Source organism: Streptomyces sp. NPDC096136 (assembly GCF_044763325.1).
Classification (GTDB): Bacteria; Actinomycetota; Actinomycetes; order Streptomycetales; family Streptomycetaceae; genus Streptomyces.
This window is the reverse complement of record NZ_JBIWFZ010000002.1, coordinates 106,949-126,668: the sequence shown is the minus strand read 5'-3', so window position 1 is coordinate 126,668 and position 19,720 is coordinate 106,949. Positions and strand designations below refer to the sequence as shown.

The 19,720-nt window shown below is 73.5% G+C and carries 18 protein-coding genes; 9 read left to right on the top strand and 9 right to left on the bottom strand.

What is annotated here, in order from left to right:
- Positions 1 to 66 precede the first annotated feature (66 nt).
- From ACIRBY_RS03700 to ACIRBY_RS03685, 4 genes are all read left to right on the top strand, one after another.
- Positions 67 to 1,221, top strand: a complete 1,155-nt coding sequence (locus tag ACIRBY_RS03700; protein WP_403896869.1) for a protein kinase family protein — start codon at positions 67 to 69, stop codon at positions 1,219 to 1,221.
- 35 nt (positions 1,222 to 1,256) lie between these two features.
- Positions 1,257 to 2,021 (top strand): class I SAM-dependent methyltransferase, encoded by a 765-nt coding sequence (locus tag ACIRBY_RS03695; RefSeq protein ID WP_403896866.1) that lies wholly within the window; start codon positions 1,257 to 1,259, stop codon positions 2,019 to 2,021.
- A 457-nt stretch (positions 2,022 to 2,478) separates the two neighbouring features.
- A complete protein-coding gene (locus ACIRBY_RS03690) occupies positions 2,479 to 3,948 on the top strand; it encodes a hypothetical protein (RefSeq protein ID WP_403895586.1) in 1,470 nt (489 codons plus the stop codon).
- A 211-nt stretch (positions 3,949 to 4,159) separates the two neighbouring features.
- Positions 4,160 to 6,382 (top strand): helix-turn-helix domain-containing protein, encoded by a 2,223-nt coding sequence (locus ACIRBY_RS03685; RefSeq protein ID WP_403895583.1) that lies wholly within the window; start codon positions 4,160 to 4,162, stop codon positions 6,380 to 6,382.
- Positions 6,383 to 6,402: 20 nt separating this feature from the next.
- Here the strand turns inward: ACIRBY_RS03685 and ACIRBY_RS03680 are convergent, their stop codons facing one another.
- Both ACIRBY_RS03680 and ACIRBY_RS03675 read right to left on the bottom strand, forming a co-directional pair.
- A complete protein-coding gene (locus tag ACIRBY_RS03680; RefSeq protein ID WP_403895580.1) occupies positions 6,403 to 6,609 on the bottom strand; it encodes a hypothetical protein in 207 nt (68 codons plus the stop codon).
- Between the two features lie 256 nt (positions 6,610 to 6,865).
- Positions 6,866 to 7,720 (bottom strand): NAD(P)H-binding protein, encoded by an 855-nt coding sequence (locus ACIRBY_RS03675; RefSeq protein ID WP_403896864.1) that lies wholly within the window; start codon positions 7,718 to 7,720, stop codon positions 6,866 to 6,868.
- Between the two features lie 89 nt (positions 7,721 to 7,809).
- Here ACIRBY_RS03675 and ACIRBY_RS03670 point away from each other — a divergent pair, with 89 nt between their 5' ends.
- Positions 7,810 to 8,232 (top strand): winged helix-turn-helix transcriptional regulator, encoded by a 423-nt coding sequence (locus ACIRBY_RS03670; RefSeq protein WP_403895578.1) that lies wholly within the window; start codon positions 7,810 to 7,812, stop codon positions 8,230 to 8,232.
- Between the two features lie 40 nt (positions 8,233 to 8,272).
- On the opposite strand, the gene ACIRBY_RS03665 is transcribed toward ACIRBY_RS03670, so the two are convergent.
- Complete coding sequence (locus ACIRBY_RS03665; protein ID WP_403895575.1) at positions 8,273 to 8,938, bottom strand: response regulator; 666 nt, start codon at positions 8,936 to 8,938, stop codon at positions 8,273 to 8,275.
- Positions 8,929 to 10,077 carry a sensor histidine kinase gene (locus tag ACIRBY_RS03660; protein ID WP_403896861.1) on the bottom strand — a complete coding sequence of 383 codons (1,149 nt, stop codon included), beginning with the start codon at positions 10,075 to 10,077 and terminating at the stop codon, positions 8,929 to 8,931. The genes ACIRBY_RS03665 and ACIRBY_RS03660 overlap by 10 nt, the downstream gene beginning before the upstream one ends.
- 165 nt (positions 10,078 to 10,242) lie before the next feature.
- Between ACIRBY_RS03660 and ACIRBY_RS03655 the strand changes: the two genes are divergently transcribed.
- Positions 10,243 to 11,487 carry a serine hydrolase domain-containing protein gene (locus ACIRBY_RS03655; protein ID WP_403895572.1) on the top strand — a complete coding sequence of 415 codons (1,245 nt, stop codon included), beginning with the start codon at positions 10,243 to 10,245 and terminating at the stop codon, positions 11,485 to 11,487.
- Positions 11,488 to 11,543: 56 nt separating this feature from the next.
- On the opposite strand, the gene ACIRBY_RS03650 is transcribed toward ACIRBY_RS03655, so the two are convergent.
- Positions 11,544 to 12,113, bottom strand: a complete 570-nt coding sequence (locus ACIRBY_RS03650) for a YbaK/EbsC family protein (protein WP_403895569.1) — start codon at positions 12,111 to 12,113, stop codon at positions 11,544 to 11,546.
- An 88-nt stretch (positions 12,114 to 12,201) separates the two neighbouring features.
- Entirely contained in the window at positions 12,202 to 13,233 is a 1,032-nt protein-coding gene (locus ACIRBY_RS03645) for a GlxA family transcriptional regulator (RefSeq protein ID WP_403895566.1), read from the bottom strand.
- A gap of 118 nt (positions 13,234 to 13,351) precedes the next feature.
- Here ACIRBY_RS03645 and ACIRBY_RS03640 point away from each other — a divergent pair, with 118 nt between their 5' ends.
- Positions 13,352 to 14,203: a dienelactone hydrolase family protein gene (locus ACIRBY_RS03640; RefSeq protein WP_403895563.1), complete on the top strand. Its 852-nt coding sequence runs from the start codon at positions 13,352 to 13,354 to the stop codon at positions 14,201 to 14,203.
- Between the two features lie 21 nt (positions 14,204 to 14,224).
- Here the strand turns inward: ACIRBY_RS03640 and ACIRBY_RS03635 are convergent, their stop codons facing one another.
- Positions 14,225 to 15,013, bottom strand: a complete 789-nt coding sequence (locus ACIRBY_RS03635) for an SDR family NAD(P)-dependent oxidoreductase (protein WP_403895560.1) — start codon at positions 15,011 to 15,013, stop codon at positions 14,225 to 14,227.
- A gap of 180 nt (positions 15,014 to 15,193) precedes the next feature.
- On the opposite strand from ACIRBY_RS03635, the gene ACIRBY_RS03630 reads away from it, so the two are divergent.
- Positions 15,194 to 15,592 carry a GntR family transcriptional regulator gene (locus tag ACIRBY_RS03630; protein WP_403895557.1) on the top strand — a complete coding sequence of 133 codons (399 nt, stop codon included), beginning with the start codon at positions 15,194 to 15,196 and terminating at the stop codon, positions 15,590 to 15,592.
- Between the two features lie 365 nt (positions 15,593 to 15,957).
- Here the strand turns inward: ACIRBY_RS03630 and ACIRBY_RS03625 are convergent, their stop codons facing one another.
- Positions 15,958 to 17,775, bottom strand: a complete 1,818-nt coding sequence (locus ACIRBY_RS03625; protein ID WP_403895554.1) for a hypothetical protein — start codon at positions 17,773 to 17,775, stop codon at positions 15,958 to 15,960.
- Complete coding sequence (locus tag ACIRBY_RS03620; RefSeq protein ID WP_403895551.1) at positions 17,772 to 18,833, bottom strand: ATP-binding protein; 1,062 nt, start codon at positions 18,831 to 18,833, stop codon at positions 17,772 to 17,774. The genes ACIRBY_RS03625 and ACIRBY_RS03620 overlap by 4 nt, the downstream gene beginning before the upstream one ends.
- A 243-nt stretch (positions 18,834 to 19,076) precedes the next feature.
- On the opposite strand from ACIRBY_RS03620, the gene ACIRBY_RS03615 reads away from it, so the two are divergent.
- Entirely contained in the window at positions 19,077 to 19,697 is a 621-nt protein-coding gene (locus ACIRBY_RS03615) for a hypothetical protein (RefSeq protein ID WP_403895549.1), read from the top strand.
- Positions 19,698 to 19,720 lie beyond the last annotated feature (23 nt).

Below are 19,720 nucleotides of genomic sequence, written 5' to 3'. Positions count from 1 at the left end.
GCTCAACGGCCGAGGGGGAGAGGACAGATGATCACAGACGCCCCGCGTGGGGGCACCGAGGAGCCGATGGTGCGCCACTGCGATTCCCGGCACGCCGCGCGTCTGGCCGCCTACGGGACGGTGGCCACCCGTCTGTCGCTGCTGAGCGACCGGCGGCTCGGGGACCTGGTGGCGTCCGCCGATCCCGCCGGATCCGGCATCGGAGGCAGGGCGGCGGAGCTGGAGGTCGACGGGATCCGTGTCTTCGTCAAGAGGGTGCCGCTGACGGACCTCGAAATCCAGCCGGAGAACGTGCGGTCCACGGCGAACCTCTTCGGTCTGCCGGCGTTCTACCAGTACGGAGTGGGCTCGGCCGGGTTCGGTGCCTGGCGGGAGCTGGCGGTCCACACCATGACCGGCAACTGGGTGCTGGCGGGGGAGTACGAGGGCTTCCCCCTCACCTACCACTGGCGTGTCCTGCCCGATTCCCCGCCCGAGGACTTCATGGACGAGTTCGGGGGAGTGGAAGGAGCGGTCGCCCACTGGGAAGGCTCCCGGGCCGTACGCGAGCGGTTGGAGGCCGTCGGCCGGTCCTCCCACAGCCTGGTGCTCTTCCTCGAGCACGTGCCGCACACGCTCGGCGCGTGGCTGCACGAGCAGCGGAACGACCCTGCGCCGACCGGCCCCGGATCCGCCTACCCCTGGGCGGAGGACGCGCTGGCGCGCGGAGCGGCGTTCATGAGCGCCCGCGGGCTGGTGCACTTCGACGCCCACTTCCGCAACGTCCTGACCGACGGCCGGCTGGTCTACTTCGCCGACTTCGGACTCGCCCTCAGCGCGGACTTCGAGCTGTCGGCGGCCGAGGGGCGGTTCCTCTCCGACCACCTCGCGTACGACCGCCACTACACCGCGGGCCACCTGCTCCGCCACCACCTGGTCGACCGCCTCCGGGGGGCTGCGGAGCCGGACGTCTTCCTGGAGGAGTGGATCGCGGGCCGAAGGCCCGAGGGGGTGCCGCCGGAGCTCGCGGCGATCATCGAGCGGCACGCCCGGACCACCGTGATCCTGGACGGCTTCCACCGCCGCCTGCTCAGGGAGAGCAAGCGGACGCCGTTTCCGGCGGCCGAGCTCGACCGCGCCGCGGCCGCCGGTCCGGCGTTCGAAGCCCCCGGCTCCAGGCCGCCGGTGGCGGCGCGGCGGGGCCGCGGTGACACCCGGCCGGCACTACCGTGCGGAGAGTGACGGGAACCCAGGCTGACCACACGTGGTCGGAGTCGATGCCGGCGGCGTACGAGCGGTACCTCGTGCCGGTGGTCTTCCGGCCCTTCGCCGAGGACCTGACCGCGCGGGCAGCGGCCTTCCGCCCCCGCCGCGTCCTCGAACTCGCCGCCGGGACGGGGGTGCTGACGTCCGAGCTCCTCGCGATGGCGCCGCCGCCGGCCGAGGTGACGGCCACCGACCTGAACGGCGCGATGGTCGCCCTCGGGGCGGCGCGTGCCCCGGGCGCGGTCTGGCGGCAGGCCGACGCGCAGCGGCTGCCCTTCCCGGACGAGGCCTTCGACCTGGTGGTCTGTCAGTTCGGCGTCATGTTCTTTCCCGACCGGGTCGCGGCCTTCGGTGAGGTCCGGCGGGTCCTGGCCCCGGGCGGCCGGTTCCTGTTCAACACCTGGGGTCCGATCGAGGAGCACGCTTTCGAAGTCGCCCTGCAGGCAGGTCTGGAGCGGGCCTTCCCGGACGACCCGCCGCGGTTCTTCCCGACGGTTCCGCACGGCTACGCCGACCCGGCCGCCGCGGTCGCGGACCTGACGGCCGCGGGGTTCGTCGTCGAGGAGGAGCAGGCACTCACGCTCGAGGGCCGGGCCGAGTCGATCGCCGACCTCGTCACCGGGTACCTCACCGGTACGCCGGTGCGCGCGGCCGTGGAGGAGCGCGGCGGCGGGCCCACCGTCCGGGAGACGGTCCTCGCGGAGATGACGGCCCGCCTCGGCCCCGGGCCGGTCACCGCGTCGATGGGGGCGTACGTCTTCCGCGCCACGGCCTGACCCCGGGCCGGGCCTGCCCCGGGCCACGGCCTGACCCCGGCCGTCGGGCTGACCCCGCGCCACGGGCTGGCCCTGGGCCGGGGCCTGACCCCGGGTCCGGGCCCGCGCCACGGCCTGACCCCGGGCCGGGGTCAGAACCCGCATGCTGGCCCCGCCCCGGGGCCGCAATCCCGAGCCCCGCCGCGGTCGGCCCCGGGCAGCTGCCCGACCGACACCGGCAGAAGTACGCCGGGCCGTACTTCTGCCGGTGGAATTGCCTGGTCCGCCCCGTCCAGGCGCGGTTGGCTGATGGCGACCCGGAGGGGGCCCACCAGCCCCCGCAGGGCCGGTCCGTCGCTCACCGCCACACCCCCTGGTGCGCGGCTGTGCGACGGACCGGGGAACCTCCAGACTCCAGGCCGCCGGCGCACCCGCGCCCGCGGATGCCGGCGGCCGCCTTCCACCAGGGAAATCCACCATGAGAACCAGTCGTGCCGTGCCCCGCCCGGGCCCCGGCCGCCGTGCCCGCCTGCTGCGCCTGTTCGCGCTGCCGACGCTCCCGCTCCTCGTCCTGGCGTCGATGCTGACGGCGCCGACGGGCGCCGCCGCGGCGGACACCGGCAAGTACGGCTACGCGCGCTACGACCAGTGGTCCTGGGTGACCTCGCACAACGCGTTCGCCGACGACTGGTCGCAGCTCCCCCTCCCGCCGAACCAGTCGCAGAGCATCAAGGAGCAGCTCGAGGGCGGGGTGCGCGGGCTGATGCTCGACACCTACGACCCCAACGGCTCCGGTCCCGTCGGGCTCTGCCACACCAGCCGGGTCACCTGCTACGAGGACTTCAAGTCCGCGGTGCTGACCATCGTCAACTTCCTGCAGAAGAACCCGCAGGAAGTGGTGACGGTCTTCCTGGAGAACTACGCCAGCCGGGAGACGCTCACCAGGGACCTCACCTCCATGCTGGATGCCAAGGGTGCCGGCAAGCTGCTGTTCAACCAGAACAAGTACGGCATCTTCGGCAACAACTGGCCGCGCCTGCGCGACATGGTCGCCGACGACCAGCGCCTGGTGATCTTCCAGGACAGCTGGGACGACGTGGCCGCCGGGTCCGGAACCCTGATGAACACCTGGTCGCACACGGTGGAGAACAAGTACGGCTACGGCACGGGCAACGCCCCGTCGGGCTGCGCGGTCCGGGACCACAGCCAGCCGCTGAACACCAGGATCATGCCGGGCACGAAGAACCTGACCCCGCTGTTCACGATGAACCAGTTCAACTCGGACGCGATCAATCCGCAGGACCTCGCGGCGGGCCACAACGGCCAGGCCCTCAAGGAACGCATCGAGACGTGCCGGGGCGTCACCGGCCGGGCCCCGAATTTCGTGGCGGTCAACTTCTACCAGAAGAGCGACACCGCGGGCGTCAATCCCGTATCGGTGGTCGAAGGGCTCAACAAGGACGCCTACGTCTACCCGCCGGACCCGGCGGTATGGCTGGTCAACGGCAAGCAGTACCGCAGCACCTACGGCTCGGGCCGGTGCATGGTGCGCGGTGACGAGTTCACGGACGGCAGCGGCGGCCTGGTGACGCAGCGCGCCTGCGCCGACCCGGTGCCCAGCAGCCACCAGTGGACGGCCACCAAGCCGGACTACGACGGCAAGGGCCACTACTGGATCAAGGCCGGCAACGGCACCTGCCTCACCATTCCGTACAACAACGGCACCCCGCCCGGTGACGGCACGCAGCTCTTCTGGTGGCCCTGCGAGACCAAGTCGTTCTCCGGCAGCCAGCTGTGGAACGTCATCCCGGTGAACCTGGGGGCCGGTGGACAGGAGCGCGGCTACTACTTCATCAACCAGTGGACCGGCAAGTGCCTGACGCTGGACCCCTCGACCTCGACCGCGAAGGCCGGCAAGGTCACCCAGGCCTCCTGCCCCTCGCACTGACGCCCCGCCGGGGGACGACCGGCGCACATACGCTCAACGGACCCGGTCCGGCACCGCACACAGCGGTGCCGGACCGGGTCTTCGCGTTGCGGCCCCCGGTACCCGGGGGCGGGTGCCGAGGGCGTTTCACCTGCAAAAGTAGAGTCGTGCATACTTTTGCGGGCAGGTACGGCGTTCCGGCTGGGCCGCACTGACCAGGGGAAATCCAGACATGGGCACCGGCACACCGGCCACCGGCACCTTCGGCGCGCTCCTGCACGGTCTGCGGACGGGGGCGGGGCTGAGCCAGGAGGAGCTGGCGCACGCGGCGGGAGTGAGCGTACGGGCGCTGTCGTACATGGAGCGCGGACGCTCCCGGGGCCCGCAGCGCCGCACCGTGCGGGCGCTGGCAGCAGCCCTGGGTCTGGACGCGGCCGGAGCCCGGGAGCTGGAGCACACCGCGAGCCTGGGACGCCCCCGCCGGACCCGCACGACGGACGTTCCACCACCTGCCGCCGGACCGGATGCCGCCGCACGGACCGGCGCGCCCGATCTGCTGCCGCGCGCGCCGCGCGGCTTCCACGGACGGGAGGCCGAGCTCGCCGCTCTCTCCCGGGCCGCCACGGGCGAGGCGCCGGTCTGCCTGGTCATCGGGCCCGCCGGAGTCGGCAAGACGACCCTCGTGCTGCACTGGTCCCACCACGGCAGCGCCGCGTTCCCCGACGGGCGGCTCTACGCCGACCTGCGGGGCTTCGGCGACACGGGCGAGCCCGCCCTCATGGAGGTGCTGCGCGAGTTCCTGCCGGCGCTCGGTGTGCCGCACGGCCGGATACCGGATTCGGTGAACGGGGCGGCCGCGTTGTTCCGGTCGGTCGCCGCCGAGCTCCGGCTCCTCGTGGTACTCGACAACGCGCGGGACTCCGAGCAGGTCAGGCCGCTCCTGCCGGGCGGTCGCCACTGCGTCACCGTCGTCACCAGCCGGCACCGGCTGCCGGGGCTGATCGTCACCGACTCCGCCACGCCCGTCGCCGTCGACGTGCTCGGGCCGGAGGACGGCACGGTGCTCCTCGCCGGGGTGCTCGGCACGGAACGCGTACGCGCGGAGCCGGCGGCCGCACGACGGCTCGCCGAGCTGTGCGGCGGGTTGCCCCTGGCCCTGCGGGTGGCGGCCGCCCGCCTGGCGCAGCGGCCCTCCTGGTCGCTGGGCGCGATGGCCGCCGAGCTGTCCGACGAGACGCGCCGGCTGAGCCTGCTGGACGTGGAGGACACCGGCGTACGGGCGGCGCTGCGGCTGACGCTGCAACGGCTCCCGGGGGAGGTCTCCGGTCTGTTCGCCCACCTCGGCTGCCACCCCGGCACGCACGTCGACCGGTACGCGGCGGCCGCCCTGGCGGGCACGGACCCGGCAGCCGCCGAGACCTCCCTGGAGCGGCTGGCCGTCGCGCACCTGGTCACCGAGTCGGCGCCCGGCCGGTGGACGATGCACGACCTCGTCCGCCTCTACGCACGCAGCCTGGCCGCCGGGCCCGATGCCCTCAAGCGCGTGCTCGACCACTACATCGCCACGGCCCTCGCGGCGGTGGCGGCGGCCGAGCCAGGCAACGAGGACTGCTTCCCGCTGCCGGCGGACTACCTGCCGCCCGCCGCGGTGCGGGAGTTCGCCGACCGGTCCGCCGCCGTGGCCTGGTACGCGGCCGAGAGGGACGACCTCACGCAGGCGGCGGCCGCGGCGCACGCCGCCGGCCTGCACGACCGGACCTGGCGGATCGTCATGACGCTGTGGCCGCTGATGGTGTGGCGGGTACGGGACGGCTGGGTCCCCCTGCTGGAGACCGGGCTCGAGGCGGCACGCGCCGACGCCGACGAGTACGGCGAGTCGCGGGTCCTGAACGTCCTCGGCTGGGTCCTGACCGAGGAAGGACGCATCCCCGAAGCGCTCACCCACCTGCGGGCCGCCTCCGCACTCGCCTCCCGGTCCGGTGACGCGATGGCCGAGGCGAACGCCCTGATCGTCCTGGCCCTGGCACAGGCGGCGCTCGGCGGCCTGGACGAGGCCGCGGAGGGCTGCGAGCGGGCGGTCGGGCTGGCGCGCGGGGCCGGCGACCGGACCATGGAGAGACTGGCCATGCAGCACCTCGCCCGGCATTGGGCCGACGCGGGGAAGTGGCGCCGGGCCCTCGACACGGCGACCGACGCCCTGGCCTTCGAGGACCGGTCGGACACGGCCGACGTACCCCGGATCCTGCTCCTCATGGTGCGGGGAGAGGCCCTGCTGGGGCTCGGGAACGAGGCGGAGGGAATCGCGCAACTCGACCTGGCGGCCCGGGAGGCGGAGTCGTCCGGCAACGAGGACGGCGCGGTACGCGCCCTCGGCGCACTGCTGCGGGTATCGCCGGACGAGGCCCTCCAGGCACGCTACGACGCGGCGCTTACGCGCCTCACGCAGCGGACGTGAACCGTTCCCCCGGACCGTGCCTAACTCAGGTAGAAGACGTCGAACCTTCCGTCGGGCCTGGGGGCGATGGTCGCCTCGCCCGGGCCCTGGGGCGGGTTGATGTTGAGGAAGTGCGCCGCGAGCTCCGCGTTCGGCTGGACGCTGACCTGCCAGGTCTTCGTCCCCGCGACGCCTGCCATCGCCGACGACTTCTTGAGCTCCGCGTCAGCCGCGCTGATCTGAGTCATGGCCTGCTCCTTCGCATGGTGGCCGAGAGCGCCGCCCCGACCGGGGCGGCAGCTGGAAGCTAGCACCTGAAGTGGCCGAAGACGCGCCGCAGCAGGGGCGGTTCGACACCCGACGATGGGTGTTCCGCCAGGTGGCCTACAGCGGGGAGGGGCCGGGCGTGCGGGCCCGCTGCCGGCCTCCGCCCGCACGTGCCCCGGCCTCCCACGGGCTGATCGGCCCCTTGCCGCGCACGGGTCCCGCCATCGACGGGTGGACTCACCTCGCTCCTCGCGAGCCTGCCGCCGGGCTCTGAACACTTGCTTGCGGTCTCGTGGCGGAGGCGACCGCGACGGCCGTGGCCAGGGGATCGCGGGCCGGGCGGCCGAGCAGGTCGACGAGGTCGGGCGAGGCACCGTCCAGGAAGCCGTGCCGGACGCCGGTGGCGATCGAGGCGATCATCGGGGGCTGGAACGGCAGCAGCCCCGGCGTCTCGTGCAGGAGCCTGCGCCGGTATTCGCCCAGGCTGATGGTGCGGTGCGGGACCCCGAGCCGGTCGGCCACCTGCCCCGCCGTGATCGGGGTGCCGACGAGGTCGTAGACGCGCCCGCTGTGCGGTGCCGGATCCGCCGCGACGACCGCCGCGGCATCGGCGAGGTCCTCCCGTACGACCGCAGCGAGGGCGCCGCCGCCGAACGCGGACTCCACACCGTCGCCGGACCACATCAGGAGAGCGCCGAAGAGCTCGGCGTAGAGGCCGTTGCGCAGGATCGTCCATGACAATCCGCTCGCCCGCACCAGGCGTTCGGTCGCGCGGTGCGCGACCGCGAAACCGAGGTGGTCGCCGGCACCCGTCAGGCTGGTGTAGACGACGTGGCGGACGCCGTCCCTGACCGCGGCGTCCAACACCGCCGCGTGCCGCCCGAGGACGTGATCGTCCTCGGCGTAGCCGGCGGAGACCAGCACCAGCGTCGACACCCCGGCGAGGTCGAGACCCGCGCGGTCGTCGAAGTCGAGGCGCCGCATTCCGACGCCCGGCGTACGGCTGCCGCCCGCCACGGCAGTGCCGCGGGCACGCAGCGCCGTGAGAGTGGCCGAGCCGAGGTTGCCGTTCGCTCCCGTCACCAAGATCATGGTCAGTTCGCCGTCTTCCGTCGTGGTTCTCATCAGTAACTACGCTTGATCTTCGACCGCACGCTCACCGGCGACAAGAAGGCAGTTCGATGTCACTCACGCACACCGGGGTAACCACCACCCCCGCCGACCTCGACCCCTGCGGACGCGAGGACCACCCCGACTGCGGCATCCGCGACGTCCTGGACCGCATCGGGGACAAGTGGTCGGTGCTCGTGATCGTCGAACTCGCCGGCGGACCACGCCGGTTCCGCGCACTGCAACGCGCCATCGACGGCATCTCCCAGCGCATGCTCACCCTCACCGTGCGCAGGCTCGAACGCGACGGCCTCGTGCTGCGCACCGTGTACCCGACCGTCCCGGCCCAGGTCGACTACCGCTTGACCGAGACCGGGGCCGGCCTGACCCACCTCGTCAAGGCGCTCGCCGACTGGTCCCTCGCCCACCGCGCCGTGATCGCCGAAGCGCGGCAGGTGTACGACCGGGCCCACCCCGACCACGACATCCGCTGACGGCGACCGCCATCGCCGCCTGCCAGAGCCGGTCGGCGCCTCAGCAGGGGCCGGGTTCGATGCCGCCCTGGCGGCGGAGGTGGGCCAGGACGGCACGGACGCGTCGGTGGCCGCTGTCGCCGGCCGACAGGCCGAGTTTGAGGAAGACGCCACCGATGTGTTTGTGGACGGCGTTGTCGGTGATGAAGAGCCGCTGGGCGATGGTGGCGTTGTCGTGCCCTTCGGCCATCAGGGCCAGGACCTCGCGTTCGCGGGGGGTGAGGGCGTCGACGGGGTCGCCGCGGACGGCGAGGAGCTGGGCGATGACCTCGGGGTCCATGACGGTACCGCCGCCGGCCACGAGGCGCAGGGCGTCGGTGAACTCCGCGATGCGGCTCACCCGGTCTTTGAGCAGGTAGCCGATGCCACCGCGGGTGTCGGAGAGGAGACGGCCGGCGTACTCCTGCTCGACGTACTGGGACAGGACCAGGACGGGAAGTCCGGGGTGGTCGCGGCGGGCCCGGAGGGCGGCGCGGATTCCTTCGTCGCGGAAGGCCGGGGGCAGCCGCACGTCGACGATGGTGACGTCCGGGCGGTGGGTCTCGACGGCCGCGAGGAAGCCGGGGGCGTCCTGCGTGATCGCGGCGACCTCGAAGCCCTGGGAGCTCAGCAGGAGTTCGAGTCCCGAGGACAGCAGGACGTTGTCCTCGGCGATGACTACGCGCACGGCAGCTCCACGGTGAGGGTGGTCGGCCCGCCGGGCGGGCTGCTGATCTTCATGGTGCCGTCCAGGGCGGCCGCGCGGCGGCGGATTCCGTCCAGGCCGCTGCCCCGGGACACCTCCGCCCCGCCGGTCCCGTCGTCGGTGATCTCCGCGGACAGCGTTCCGCCGCTGCGGGTGACGTGGACGGCGGCTTTGGTGGCCCGGCTGTGCCGGGCGATGTTCGCCAGCGCCTCGGTGACGGCGAAGTAGGCGACCGCCTCGACCGCGGCGGGCACCTCACCGAGGTCGCCGATGTCGATGCGGGTCGGCACGCCGGCCCTGGTGCCCAGGGTGCCGAGCGCGCCGACGAGGCCCTGGTCGGTGAGGACCGGGGGGTAGATGGCGCGGATGACGGAGCGCAGCTCGGTCATGGCCTCCTCGGTCTCGGCTCGGGCCTGCCGTACGAGCGCGGCGGCCGAGTCCGGGTCCCGGGGAAGGGTCTCCCCGGCCACGGCGAGCCGGATGGCGATGGCCACGAGCCGGGCCTGGGTGCCGTCGTGGAGGTCGCGTTCGATCCGGCGGAGTTCCGCGCCGTGCGCGTGAAGGACGTCCGCGCGCGTCCGGGTCAACTCGGTGACGCGCGCGGTCAGCTGCTCCGTGGGAGACGATGCCAGAACCGCCAGGCAGCACCGTGCGTGGAGCCGGGCGAGCGGTGGCAGGACGGTGGCGGCCAGCGCCGCGAGGAGCAGGAACTGCGCCAGGTTGACCGTCAGCGCCGATCCCCAGCCGTCGATGCGGACGGAGAGCAGCAGCAGGCGTGGCGGATCCGACGCGGGGAAGGCCCACCACCCCACGGTGACGACGAGGGTCAGGAGCAGGTTGCCCAGGCACAGCAGGGCGAGCGTGCCCGCGGGCAGGCCGGTGGCCACCTGCGTGACGAGCCACGCGAGATCACGGCGGAGGGTGCGACGGCGGGGTTCCACCGCCTCGCCCAGCAAGGCCGCGGCGCTTCGGCGGTGGCGCTCCGCCCACGGAGCCGCCAGCGACGGTACGCACAGCAGCGGCGCCGCCAGGAGCGTCACCGCCGCGGTCAGCAGGGCGCCGAGCAGGTAGCGTCCGCTGCGCCCGGTCTGGACCAACCGTGCGGGGGCCTCGCTGATCATGCCGTGCACAGCTTCGCCTTCGTCTGTCGTACGGGACCGGGGAGCGGCTTTCGGACGCGCCACTGTACGTGCCGGGCGCCGCTACGGCACTACAGCCACCTGTAGGTTCCCTTCGGCCGCCCGGGGTAGCGACGCCGCACTCGACGCATCCCTAGCGTGCGGCCCATGACATCCACCACTCCGGCCTCCGCGCCGCAGCACAGCCCGTCCCGGCAGCGCAGGCGTCGTATCGGCCGAGCCTGGGCCCTCGCGGCGGCCGCACTCGTCACAGCGGGAGTGGCCGTGGCCGTCCAGTCCTCGGCCGGCGCGGCGCTGACGTCCGCCCCCGGCTACCAGCGGGACGACCTGCGCCGTGACACCCGGGCCATCGAGGCGCTGGGGGTCACCGGCGTCCAGGCACGGGTGACCACCACCTCCGGCCGGGAGCTGGTCGCCACCGCCGGGGTCGCCGTGGCGGGCACGAACCGCCCGGTGCCCAGCGATGGCCACTTCCGGATCGCCAGCACCGGCAAGGCGCTCATGGCCACGGTGATCCTGCAACTGGTCGACGAGGGCCAGCTGTCCCTGGACGACACGGTGGACCGCCGGCTGCCCGGTGTGATCGACGGCAACGGCAACGACGGACGGAAGATCACCGTACGCCGGCTCCTGCAGAACACCAGCGGCCTCCACGACGACCTTCCCGGATTCGACACCCCGCAGGAGTACCTCCAACACCGCTACGACACCTACACCCCCGAACAGATCGTCGCCCGGGCGATGAAGCACCAGCCGGACTTCCCACCGGGCACCGGCTGGGGCTACTCCAACACCGGCTACGTCGTCCTCGGCATGATCGTCGAAAGGGCCGTCGGCCGCCCATGGCGGGAAGAGGTCACGCGCCGGATCCTGAAACCGCTCGGCATGAACCACACCTACCTGGCGGGCACCACGCCCACCCTTCGCAGTCCGCACGCCGACGGCTACCAGGTCTTCGCCCCCGGCGAACGGACCGACGTCACCGAGCAGATCGTCCCCGACCTCGGCGGCTACGTCTCCACGACGGCGGACGTCAACCGTTTCTTCCGAGCACTGCTGGGCGGCAAGCTGCTGACCGGGGCGCGCATGGCCGAGATGCGGGACACCGTCCCGGTGGACGAGCGGACCGAGGCGTTCTGGCCCGGCGGGCGCTACGGCCTCGGCCTGGTCAGCCGTCCCCTGAGCTGCGGCGGCCGCTACTGGAGCCACGAAGGAGGCGAAGCCGGCTACATCACGGTGAACGGCGCGACCGAAGACGGCAGTCGGGCCGTCACCGTCTCCATGTCCACCAGCTTCAACGACCTCGACCGGACGCTCCGGCAGAACAAGGCCGCCGGTGACCTCGTCGACCGCGCACTGTGCGATGCCCCCGGCAGCGGACGGGCAAAATGACGACCGAGGACCTGCGGCAGCGGCCGTGTCGGAAGGGTGAGACGGGGCCGCCGGGGTCAGGGGGTGAGGGCGAGGCCTTCGAGGACTTCGGCGGAGGGGAGCTGGGTGAACGCCGCGCCGGGCATGATGAGTTTGCCGCGTCGGCGTCCGCTGCCGACGAGCACGTAGGGCATCTCGGCGACGGCCGCGTCCACCAGTAGCGGCCAGGCGGCCGGCAGGCCCACCGGCGTGATGCCCCCGTACTCCATGCCCGTCGCCTCGACGGCCTTCTCCATCGGCGCGAAGGACACCTTGCGGGCGCCCAGGTGGCGGCGCACCGCCCCGTTCACGTCGAGCCGCCCGTACGAGGGCACCAGGCACGCGGCGAGGGTGGTCTCGCCGCCCCGCTTGGCGGCGACCACCACGCAGTTCGCCGACCGGCCGAGCAGTTCCTGCCCGTAGTGCGCGACGAAGGCGGCGGTGTCGGCGATGGCCGGGTCGGTGTCCACGTACAGGATCCGGTCCGCGGGGACGTCCCCGGACCAGCCGCCGATCGCCTCGGCCACGGGCGGGGTGAGCCGGCCGAGGCAGGCGGGGGCCGGTACGGCGTGGTCGAACCTGTCGAAGATCCCGAGCGGAGCGCGCATGCCCGCAGGCTAACACCGCCCCGATACCGGAGCGGCGCCCCGGGACGCAGCCCCGCCGCACCACACGACACGACGCGGACGTACCCGTCTACGGGGCGCACACCGGGCCGGTGCGACGCCGGCGGAACGCGGTCCGGTAGGCGCTCGGGCGGTGGCCGGTGTGGCGGGCGAAGAGCGCGGCGAAGGTGCCGGGGTCCTGGTATCCGACGGCCTCCGCGATCGCGGCGACGGTGCGGTCGGTGGACTCCAGCAGATGGCGGGCCCGGCGGACCCGGGCGGCCTGGAGGTGGACCAGAGGGCTGTGTCCGGTCTCCTCGGCGAAGCGGCGCAGCAGCGTGCGGGTGCTGACCTGGAAGGCGTCCGCGAGGGCGGCGAGGTCGTAGCGCTCGGCGAGGTTCTGGTCGAGCCGGCGCATGACCCGCTGGGAGAACTCCCGGCCGGGCTGCGGCAGGAGCCGGGTGTCGACGTACGGGGTCTGGGACGCCCGTGCCTCGTCGAGGAGCGCGACACGGGCGGTGGCCCGGGCCACGCGGGCGCCGTGGTGCCGGCGGACCAGGTCCAGCGCGAAGTCGTACATCGCGCTGAAGGCGGCCGTGGTCGTCACCCCCGTGTCGGTGACGACCAGGTGCTGGGGCTGCACTTCCGTATCGGGACAGCGCCGGGCCAGTTCCCCGGCGTACAGCCAGGAGGTGGTGGCCCGGCGCCCTTGGAGGAGGCCCGCCTCGGCGAGCAGGAACGCGCCGACGCACAGGGAGACGACGGAGGTGCCGTCGGCGGCCTGCGCCCGGATCGCCGCGGTCTCCGGGCTGAGCCGGCCGAGCAGGGCGTCGAGATCCGCTCCCGCCCGCAGCTCGAAGCCGGGCACCACGAGGACGTCCACCTCGCGCAGGGGCCGTACGTCCAGGCTCGCGCCACCCGAGGCCGTGACCCGGCGGCGGGGCGAGACGACCGACACCCGGCAGCCCGGCGCGTCCGGCCCGGCGACGTGCCCGGCCATCGTCAACAGGTCCGGCACGCCGAACACTTCGGACGCGAAGCAGCCCGGGTACGCCAGGACCCCGACCCGCAGCTCCCCCGGCCCGTCGCCGCCCGCCGCCGGCTGCCCGTCTCCCGCCCCCATCCGTACCCCCTGCTGCCCCTCGCTCCGTCCCGCTCCCTCCCAGGGTATGGCGGGATCACCCCCGGTCCTGGCGATCCCGCCCCTCCCCCGGCGGCCGGTCGCGCGTCAGGCTGGCCCCATGACCGAAGACGATCCGATCACCGACTTCACCCGCCGGACCGTGGCCGTGGAGGGGGTGGAGAAGACCGTGTACGTGGCCGGGGCCGGTCCCGCGGTCGTGGTGCTGCCCGAGATGCCGGGCATCAGCCCCGACGTCCTGCGGCTCGCACGGTGGGTGCGGGACGCGGGCTTCACCGTCCACGTCCCCTCCCTCTTCGGGACGGACGGCGCCCTTCCCACGGTCGAGGGCGGCCGGGAAGTAGTCCGCCGCGCATGCGTCAGCGAGGAGTTCCGCGCCTTCGCCGGAGGCGGCACCAGCCCGGTGACGCTCTGGCTGCGCGGCCTGGCGCGCCAGGCCCACGAGGAGTGCGGCGGGCCGGGAGTGGGAGCGATCGGCCTGTGCTTCACCGGAAACTTCGCCCTGACCATGGCCCTGGAGCCCGCCGTGATCGCCCCGGTGGTCAACCACCCCTCGCTGCCGCTCGACGACCCCGGCGGAATCGAACTCGACCCGGCGGACGCCCGCGCGGTGCGCGACCGCCTCGACCGCGACGGACTCACCGTCCTCGCCTACCGCTTCGAAGGCGACCGCTGGTGCACGGGGCAGCGCTTCGCCGCCTACCGGGCCCTGCTCGGAGACGCCTTCGACGGCCGCGTCCTCCCGGACACGGCAGCCAACCCCGCGCCGCCGCCCTTCTTCGCCGACCTGGTCGGCACGCCGCACAGCGTCGTCACCGCCCACCTCGTCGACGAGGCGGGCCACCCCACGGTCCGGGCACGCGACGCGATCCTCACCTTCCTCACCGACCGCCTGCACCCGACGGGCGTCGCGCACCCGGCCGAGCGCCGCAGCTACCGCCGGGCCCGATGACATGCCCCTGCGGGAGCCGGTTCAGAGGGTCGTGATCAGGCCGCCGTCGATGGTGTGGTCGGATCCCGTGGTGTTGCCGGCCCGGTCGGAGGCGAGGAGTACGACGAGGTCGGCGACTTCCTCGGGGCGGGTGAAGCGTCCGGTGACGAGCTGGGCGGAGACTTTGGTGACGATGTCGTCCGGGGTGTGTGCCGTTCCGGCGGCGAGCGTCGCGGCCACACCGCGCTCGCCGAGCCAGAGCCCGGTCTCGACCGGGCCGGGGCTGACGGTGTTGACGCGTACGCCGTGCGGGCCGAATTCCTTGGAGAGTGCTTTCGAGAAGTTGGTGAGGGCCGCCTTGGCCGCGCAGTAGTCGATCACTCCGGGGTCGGGGAGGAAGGCGTTGACGGAGCTGACGTTGACGACGGACGCCGTGCCGCGCTCGATGAGGTGGGGGAGGGCGGCCCGGGTGGTCCGGACGGCCGTGAGGAAGTTGATGGTCAGGGCCCGGGTCCACTCCTCGTCGGTGACCGACAGGAAGCCGCCCAGTCGCGGGCTGACGGCGCCGACGTTGTTGACGAGGATGTCGAGCCCGCCGAACGCTTCGACCGCGTCGCGGACCGCGTGCGCCGGTCCGTCCTCGGTGGTCAGATCGACCGCGACCGGCCGCACCCGCCCACTCGCCGCCAGCTCGGCCAGCGGCCCGTCCACCGTACGGGCGGCCGCGACCACCCGCGCGCCCTCGTCGGCGAGCGCCCGGGTGACGGCCAGCCCGATGCCCTTGCTCGCTCCCGTGACCAGGGCCACCCTGTCCGTGAGATGCAGGTCCACGCGGTGCTCCTCGCCGGGTTCGGAGCCGGGAGCGGCCGCCCGGCCCGGGAGCACCGAGTGTGCAGGGACCCGTGCCTTCGGGCCGGCCGACAGGGCCACGGCGTCAGGCAGGTGGCCCAGCGTTTCGCCCCGCGCCGTGCACCGTCCGATCAGGGCGGGCGGCCATGACAAGGTGGGCGCGTGAGCGAGCGACGGTCGAGGACACTCCCGTATCTGAAGGTCGCCGCGGACCTGCGCGCCGCCATCACGGCGGGGGAGTACGGCTCCGGGGCGAAGCTGCCGGCGGAGGACGAACTCGGCCGCCGCTACGGCGTGTCCAGGGGGACCGTGCGCCAGGCACTCGCGTCGCTGCACGCCGACGGGCTGGTCACCTCCCGGCGCGGCACCCGCCGCGTGGTGCTGGGCGCGCCCCGCCTCCACGGCTTCGGCGAGCTGCGGAGCTTCACCGACCAGCCGGCCTCGGGGAACCGGCCCACGACCCCTGCCGCGTCCCACAGCTCCTTGTCGTCCTCGGTGCGCCCGTCGCCGGCGGCGGTCCGGGCGCCGGGGAGGTGGGCGCCGAGCCAGGCCTCGGGATAGACGGAACGGTGGCCGTCGGGAGCCCAGACCACCTCCCGCGCGGGCGCCCCGTCCGCCGTGAGGGTGTCGAGGACCGCGTCCACGGTGAGCCCGGTGGGCAGGTCGGTGATCTGGAACAGCTTCTGGCCGTTGCGCGGGTCCCGGCCTGTGGTGCAGGGACAGTTGTCGCGCAGCCAGAGCGGTGGTGCGGCCGTCAGGGTGGACATGAACGCGGCTCCATGTTGTACAGACAACTTCTCCGGACGTCCGGGAGCCTTCCAAGCGGGAATGATGTGGTGGTTGCGGGCAGGTGGCCGTGCACATCGTCCTCGCCGCCACCTGCGGCGGCCGCCTGCCCGGCCGCGGGCCGGGTGCCTGGGCGGCGGTCAGGTCAGGCGGAAGACCGGGCCTTTCGGGGTGAAGGGGAGACCGGCGCCCTGGGGGATCAGGTAGGCGTGTTCGCGGCGGATGCGCAGGGTGTCGCACCAGCCGTCGGTGATCACCAGCAGCGGCGCCGCGGGAGGGAAGTCCTCGGCGCGCTGGAGCAGGTCGATGCCGGGCTGGAGCACCGTGCCGCCCCGGCCGCGGACCCGGACCCGGCCCGCGATCTCGGCTGGCGGGACGTAGCCCGCGTCGTACGGTGCCGCGTCGCAGAAGACGACCCGCGCCGCCGGTACGTCGCGTGCCTCGGCGTACGAGGCGATCGCGCCCAGCGCCTTGCCGAGCAGGGCGGCGTTCATCGACCCGGAGGTGTCGAGCACCACGCCGAAGGTGCAGCGGGCGGTCTCCTCGGGTGGGAAGTACCGGCCCGCGCGGGGGATGTCGGGGGTCGAGGCCTGGCGGCGCGCCGGGCGGGCGTAGGACCGTACGGCCTGCGGCCTCGGCACGTAATCGTCGAACCAGCGGGCGAGCCGGGCGTCCCAGGGCACCGGCGGGTGGGCCAGGGCCCGGATCTCCTGGACGAGCCCGGCGGGCAGCAGGCCGCGCCCATCGCGGACGTGCAGGTCGAAGCCCTGGACGAGGCCGCGCCGGTAGAACTCGTCGAGATCCGCGTAGGGACGCCCCGCGCCGTGCGCGAGGGGCTCGCCCAGGATGTCCCCGGCGCCCCTGCCGCGCAGGGTGGCCAGGCGCCGCATCCGGCGCAGATCGGTGGCGATCCGGTCGTAGACCTCCTCGACGGAGAGCCCGCGCAGCGCCGGGTTGTGCAGCAGCCCCTCGGGCATGCTGCCGATCCGCATCTCCACCAGCCAGTCGTTGACGACGTAGTCCGCCGCGACGTTGTGCAGGTACGGGTCGCGGCCGCCGCGGCGCTCACCGTGGCGCAGGGCGGCGTGCAGCATCTCGTGGGCCAGGATGAACCGCCACTCGTCGTCCTCGAAGGTGCGCAGCGGGTTGACGTAGATCTCGCCGGCGGTGGCGCTGACGGCGGCGACGGCGATGTCCTGGGCGCGGGCCAGTTCGGCGTCGGCGACGACGGTCAGGCCGGCGGCGAGCCCGCCGAGCAGCGGGTACGAGGACACGAACCAGTTCAGGGCCCGGTCCCAGGGGCGCTGGGCGACGCGTTCTCCGGTGGTCCGGTCGCGGCGGCCGCCGGCCACGTCCATGGCGGCGGAGACGCTGCGGGTCAGGGCGGCGGCGAAGCCGGTCTGCCAGTCGGGGACGGCGGTGCCCCAGGCCGCCCAGGTGGTCAGGACCTGGTCGGGGCCGCGCCCGGCGGTGCCGCAGTGTTCGTAGGCGGGCGGGATGCCGTCGCGGCGCCAGCGGGCGGCGAGCTCGTCCTCGTCGCCGCCGGGATACTCGGCGGGCAGGTGGTCGGGGGCACGGCCGACGGGGAAGGTCAGCAGGAAGCGGTTGACGACCGCACAGCGGGCGGCGAGGTCGAAGGCGTCCGGCTGGGCGCGGTCCTCGTCCTTGGAGGCCGGGACGTGGCCGAAACCGAGGTGGAGCAGGGCGTGGGCGATCGTCCACGCCCACTCGCGGGGTTCGGCCCGCAGGGTGGGGTGGACGTGGACGACGCCGTTGGAGGTGACGGCGGCCAGGCCCCCGTCGGGGGACTGCGCACAGCCGGCCTCGCGGCAGATCTTGCCGCTGAGGGCGCCGAGTGCCGGGTTCCGCTTGACCAGGGCCAGGCCCTCGGCGAAGGCCTGGGTGGCTGGGTCGGGCTTGGCGGCGGCCTTCGCCCGGGCCTTTCCGCTCCGGCTCACCGGCGGGCCTCGACCAGGCGGGGCATGTCGCGGGCGGCCTCGATCAGGAACCACCCGGGCAGCACGGGCAGGCCGTCCGCGTCGTCGGCGATGACGGTCTGGGCGACCTCGACGGAGATCTCGGCGAGCTGGACGAGGAGCGACTTGAAGCGGTGGGTGTGCTGGCGCAGGGCGGGCGAGACGTGTTCCTTCTGCGCCGGGAGTTCCTTGAGCAGGCGGCCCCGGAAGGCTTCCGCGAGGTAGTAGAGCAGGTCGCGGTCCTGGAGCCGGGCGGGCCAGGAGGCGTCGCCCTTCAGGATGGCCTCGATGCCGAAGGTGTGGCGGACGATCTTGGCATAGCCGCAGAAGGAGACGGCGTGCGCGGGCGTGAGGGTGCCGTGGGCGACCACCTTGAGGGTCTGCTCGTCCAACTCCGCGCCGAAGGAGTGCAGGGCGTCGGAGAGCATGTGCCAGGAGCGCGGGGTGGAGAAGGGCTCCTCGGTCTTGGGCGGCTGCGACCAGAGGTGGTCGGGGCGGTCGGTGAGGTAGTCGGTGACCCACGGGTGGATGCCGTGCTCGCCGGCCCACACCAGCCAGTCCTGTGCGGACGCCTGGAGGTGGACGTGGGTGAGGCGGTTGACCAGGGCGGAGGCGATGGGCCGGGCCAGCGCGTTGTCCGTGGCGCGGTTGCCGGCGCCGATGACGACGGATCCGGCGGGCAGTTCGTAGGAGCCGATCCGGCGGTCGAGGATCAGCGAGTAGAACGCCTTCTGGACGTCCGGGCCGGCGGCGTTGAGTTCGTCGAGGAAGAGGCAGTACGGCTCGTCGCGGGCGATGGCCTCGGGCGGGCAGAAGACCGAGCGGCCGTCGCGGATCTGGGGTACGCCGATCAGGTCCTCCGGGGCGAGCTGCGTGCCGAGGAGGCTGACGCATTCCAGGCCCAGGGATTCGGCGAACTTCCTGACGAGCGAGGACTTCCCGATGCCGGGCGCCCCCCAGAGGAAAACGGGCCGCACGGTGGCGAGGCCGAGCAGCAGTTCGGGGATCTGGGCGGGAGTGACGGTGACGGCAGCCTGCACGGGCGAGGACGTCCTTCGGGGTGGGGCGGTGTGTGGTGCGGCCAGTGTGGCCACAGCGCACCCTGCCTGGCATCCGGTTTTCCCACGGGCCGTGCGGCACGTCGTTCCCGCCGCGGAGGGACGATGGCCGGGGGCCGGCACGCTGCCGGTTCCTGCCACCATGGCGAAGGAAGACAGGGCCGTGACGGGGTGAGGGGCCGCTGGGTGGCGCCTGGTCCCCACCGGCGCCGGGGGAGGAGGGGCATGACGAGACCCGAGGCCGGAGCGGCCCTGCGACGCTGCGCAGGGTGCGGCGGATACGAGTATGGTGGCGCACCGGCCTGCACGTCCTGCCGGGATCTGGTGGACGGCATCGTGGAAGAGCAGTGGGCCGTCTTCCTGCACGACTGGGACGCCAGTGCCGACGCCGGCCAGGAGGCCGGGTTGGCCGAGATGGTGGCGGCCGAACCGGACCGCCATGACTGGCGGGTGGTCGATGCGGCTCTGGACAGGCTGGTGTGCTCCGGATGCGGAGACCGGCTCGGCCGCGGCCCTGCCGGCTGCTCTTCCTGCGACCTGGCCCACGGCTTCCGCTACGCCGCGATCGAGACGGACCGGCCGGGCGTCCCGCCGGGCAATGAACATGCCGTCCGGGTCAACGTCTCGGTCGTGCGCCGCCCGCACATCACCTCCGACAACGAACTCCTCGTGCGGCGCCTCCTGCTCCCGCTGATCCTGGTCGGATACCTGCCGACCACCGAGGAAGCCCAGCGGGTCAGCGCCCGCATCAGGAGCGCCTCCCCGGGGCAGAAGCCCGCCGTCATGAACCTGACGGTCGAGGAGATCCTCCGGGACTGGCGGGGCAGGCCTGGCTCTTCCGCGTGAGGGGGGTTTTCCAGCGGCGCGGG

Coding starts and splice junctions, on each gene's coding strand:
- ACIRBY_RS03700 (WP_403896869.1), top strand. CDS start 67: ATGGTGCGCCACTGCGATTCCCGGCACGCCGCGCGTCTGGCCGCCTAC.
- ACIRBY_RS03695 (WP_403896866.1), top strand. CDS start 1,257: ATGCCGGCGGCGTACGAGCGGTACCTCGTGCCGGTGGTCTTCCGGCCC.
- ACIRBY_RS03685 (WP_403895583.1), top strand. CDS start 4,160: ATGGGCACCGGCACACCGGCCACCGGCACCTTCGGCGCGCTCCTGCAC.
- ACIRBY_RS03655 (WP_403895572.1), top strand. CDS start 10,243: ATGACATCCACCACTCCGGCCTCCGCGCCGCAGCACAGCCCGTCCCGG.
- ACIRBY_RS03640 (WP_403895563.1), top strand. CDS start 13,352: ATGACCGAAGACGATCCGATCACCGACTTCACCCGCCGGACCGTGGCC.
- ACIRBY_RS03615 (WP_403895549.1), top strand. CDS start 19,077: ATGACGAGACCCGAGGCCGGAGCGGCCCTGCGACGCTGCGCAGGGTGC.
- ACIRBY_RS03660 (WP_403896861.1), bottom strand. CDS start 10,077: ATGATCAGCGAGGCCCCCGCACGGTTGGTCCAGACCGGGCGCAGCGGA.
- ACIRBY_RS03645 (WP_403895566.1), bottom strand. CDS start 13,233: ATGGGGGCGGGAGACGGGCAGCCGGCGGCGGGCGGCGACGGGCCGGGG.
- ACIRBY_RS03670 (WP_403895578.1), top strand. CDS start 7,810: ATGTCACTCACGCACACCGGGGTAACCACCACCCCCGCCGACCTCGAC.
- ACIRBY_RS03650 (WP_403895569.1), bottom strand. CDS start 12,113: ATGCGCGCTCCGCTCGGGATCTTCGACAGGTTCGACCACGCCGTACCG.
- ACIRBY_RS03690 (WP_403895586.1), top strand. CDS start 2,479: ATGAGAACCAGTCGTGCCGTGCCCCGCCCGGGCCCCGGCCGCCGTGCC.
- ACIRBY_RS03675 (WP_403896864.1), bottom strand. CDS start 7,720: ATGATCTTGGTGACGGGAGCGAACGGCAACCTCGGCTCGGCCACTCTC.
- ACIRBY_RS03680 (WP_403895580.1), bottom strand. CDS start 6,609: ATGACTCAGATCAGCGCGGCTGACGCGGAGCTCAAGAAGTCGTCGGCG.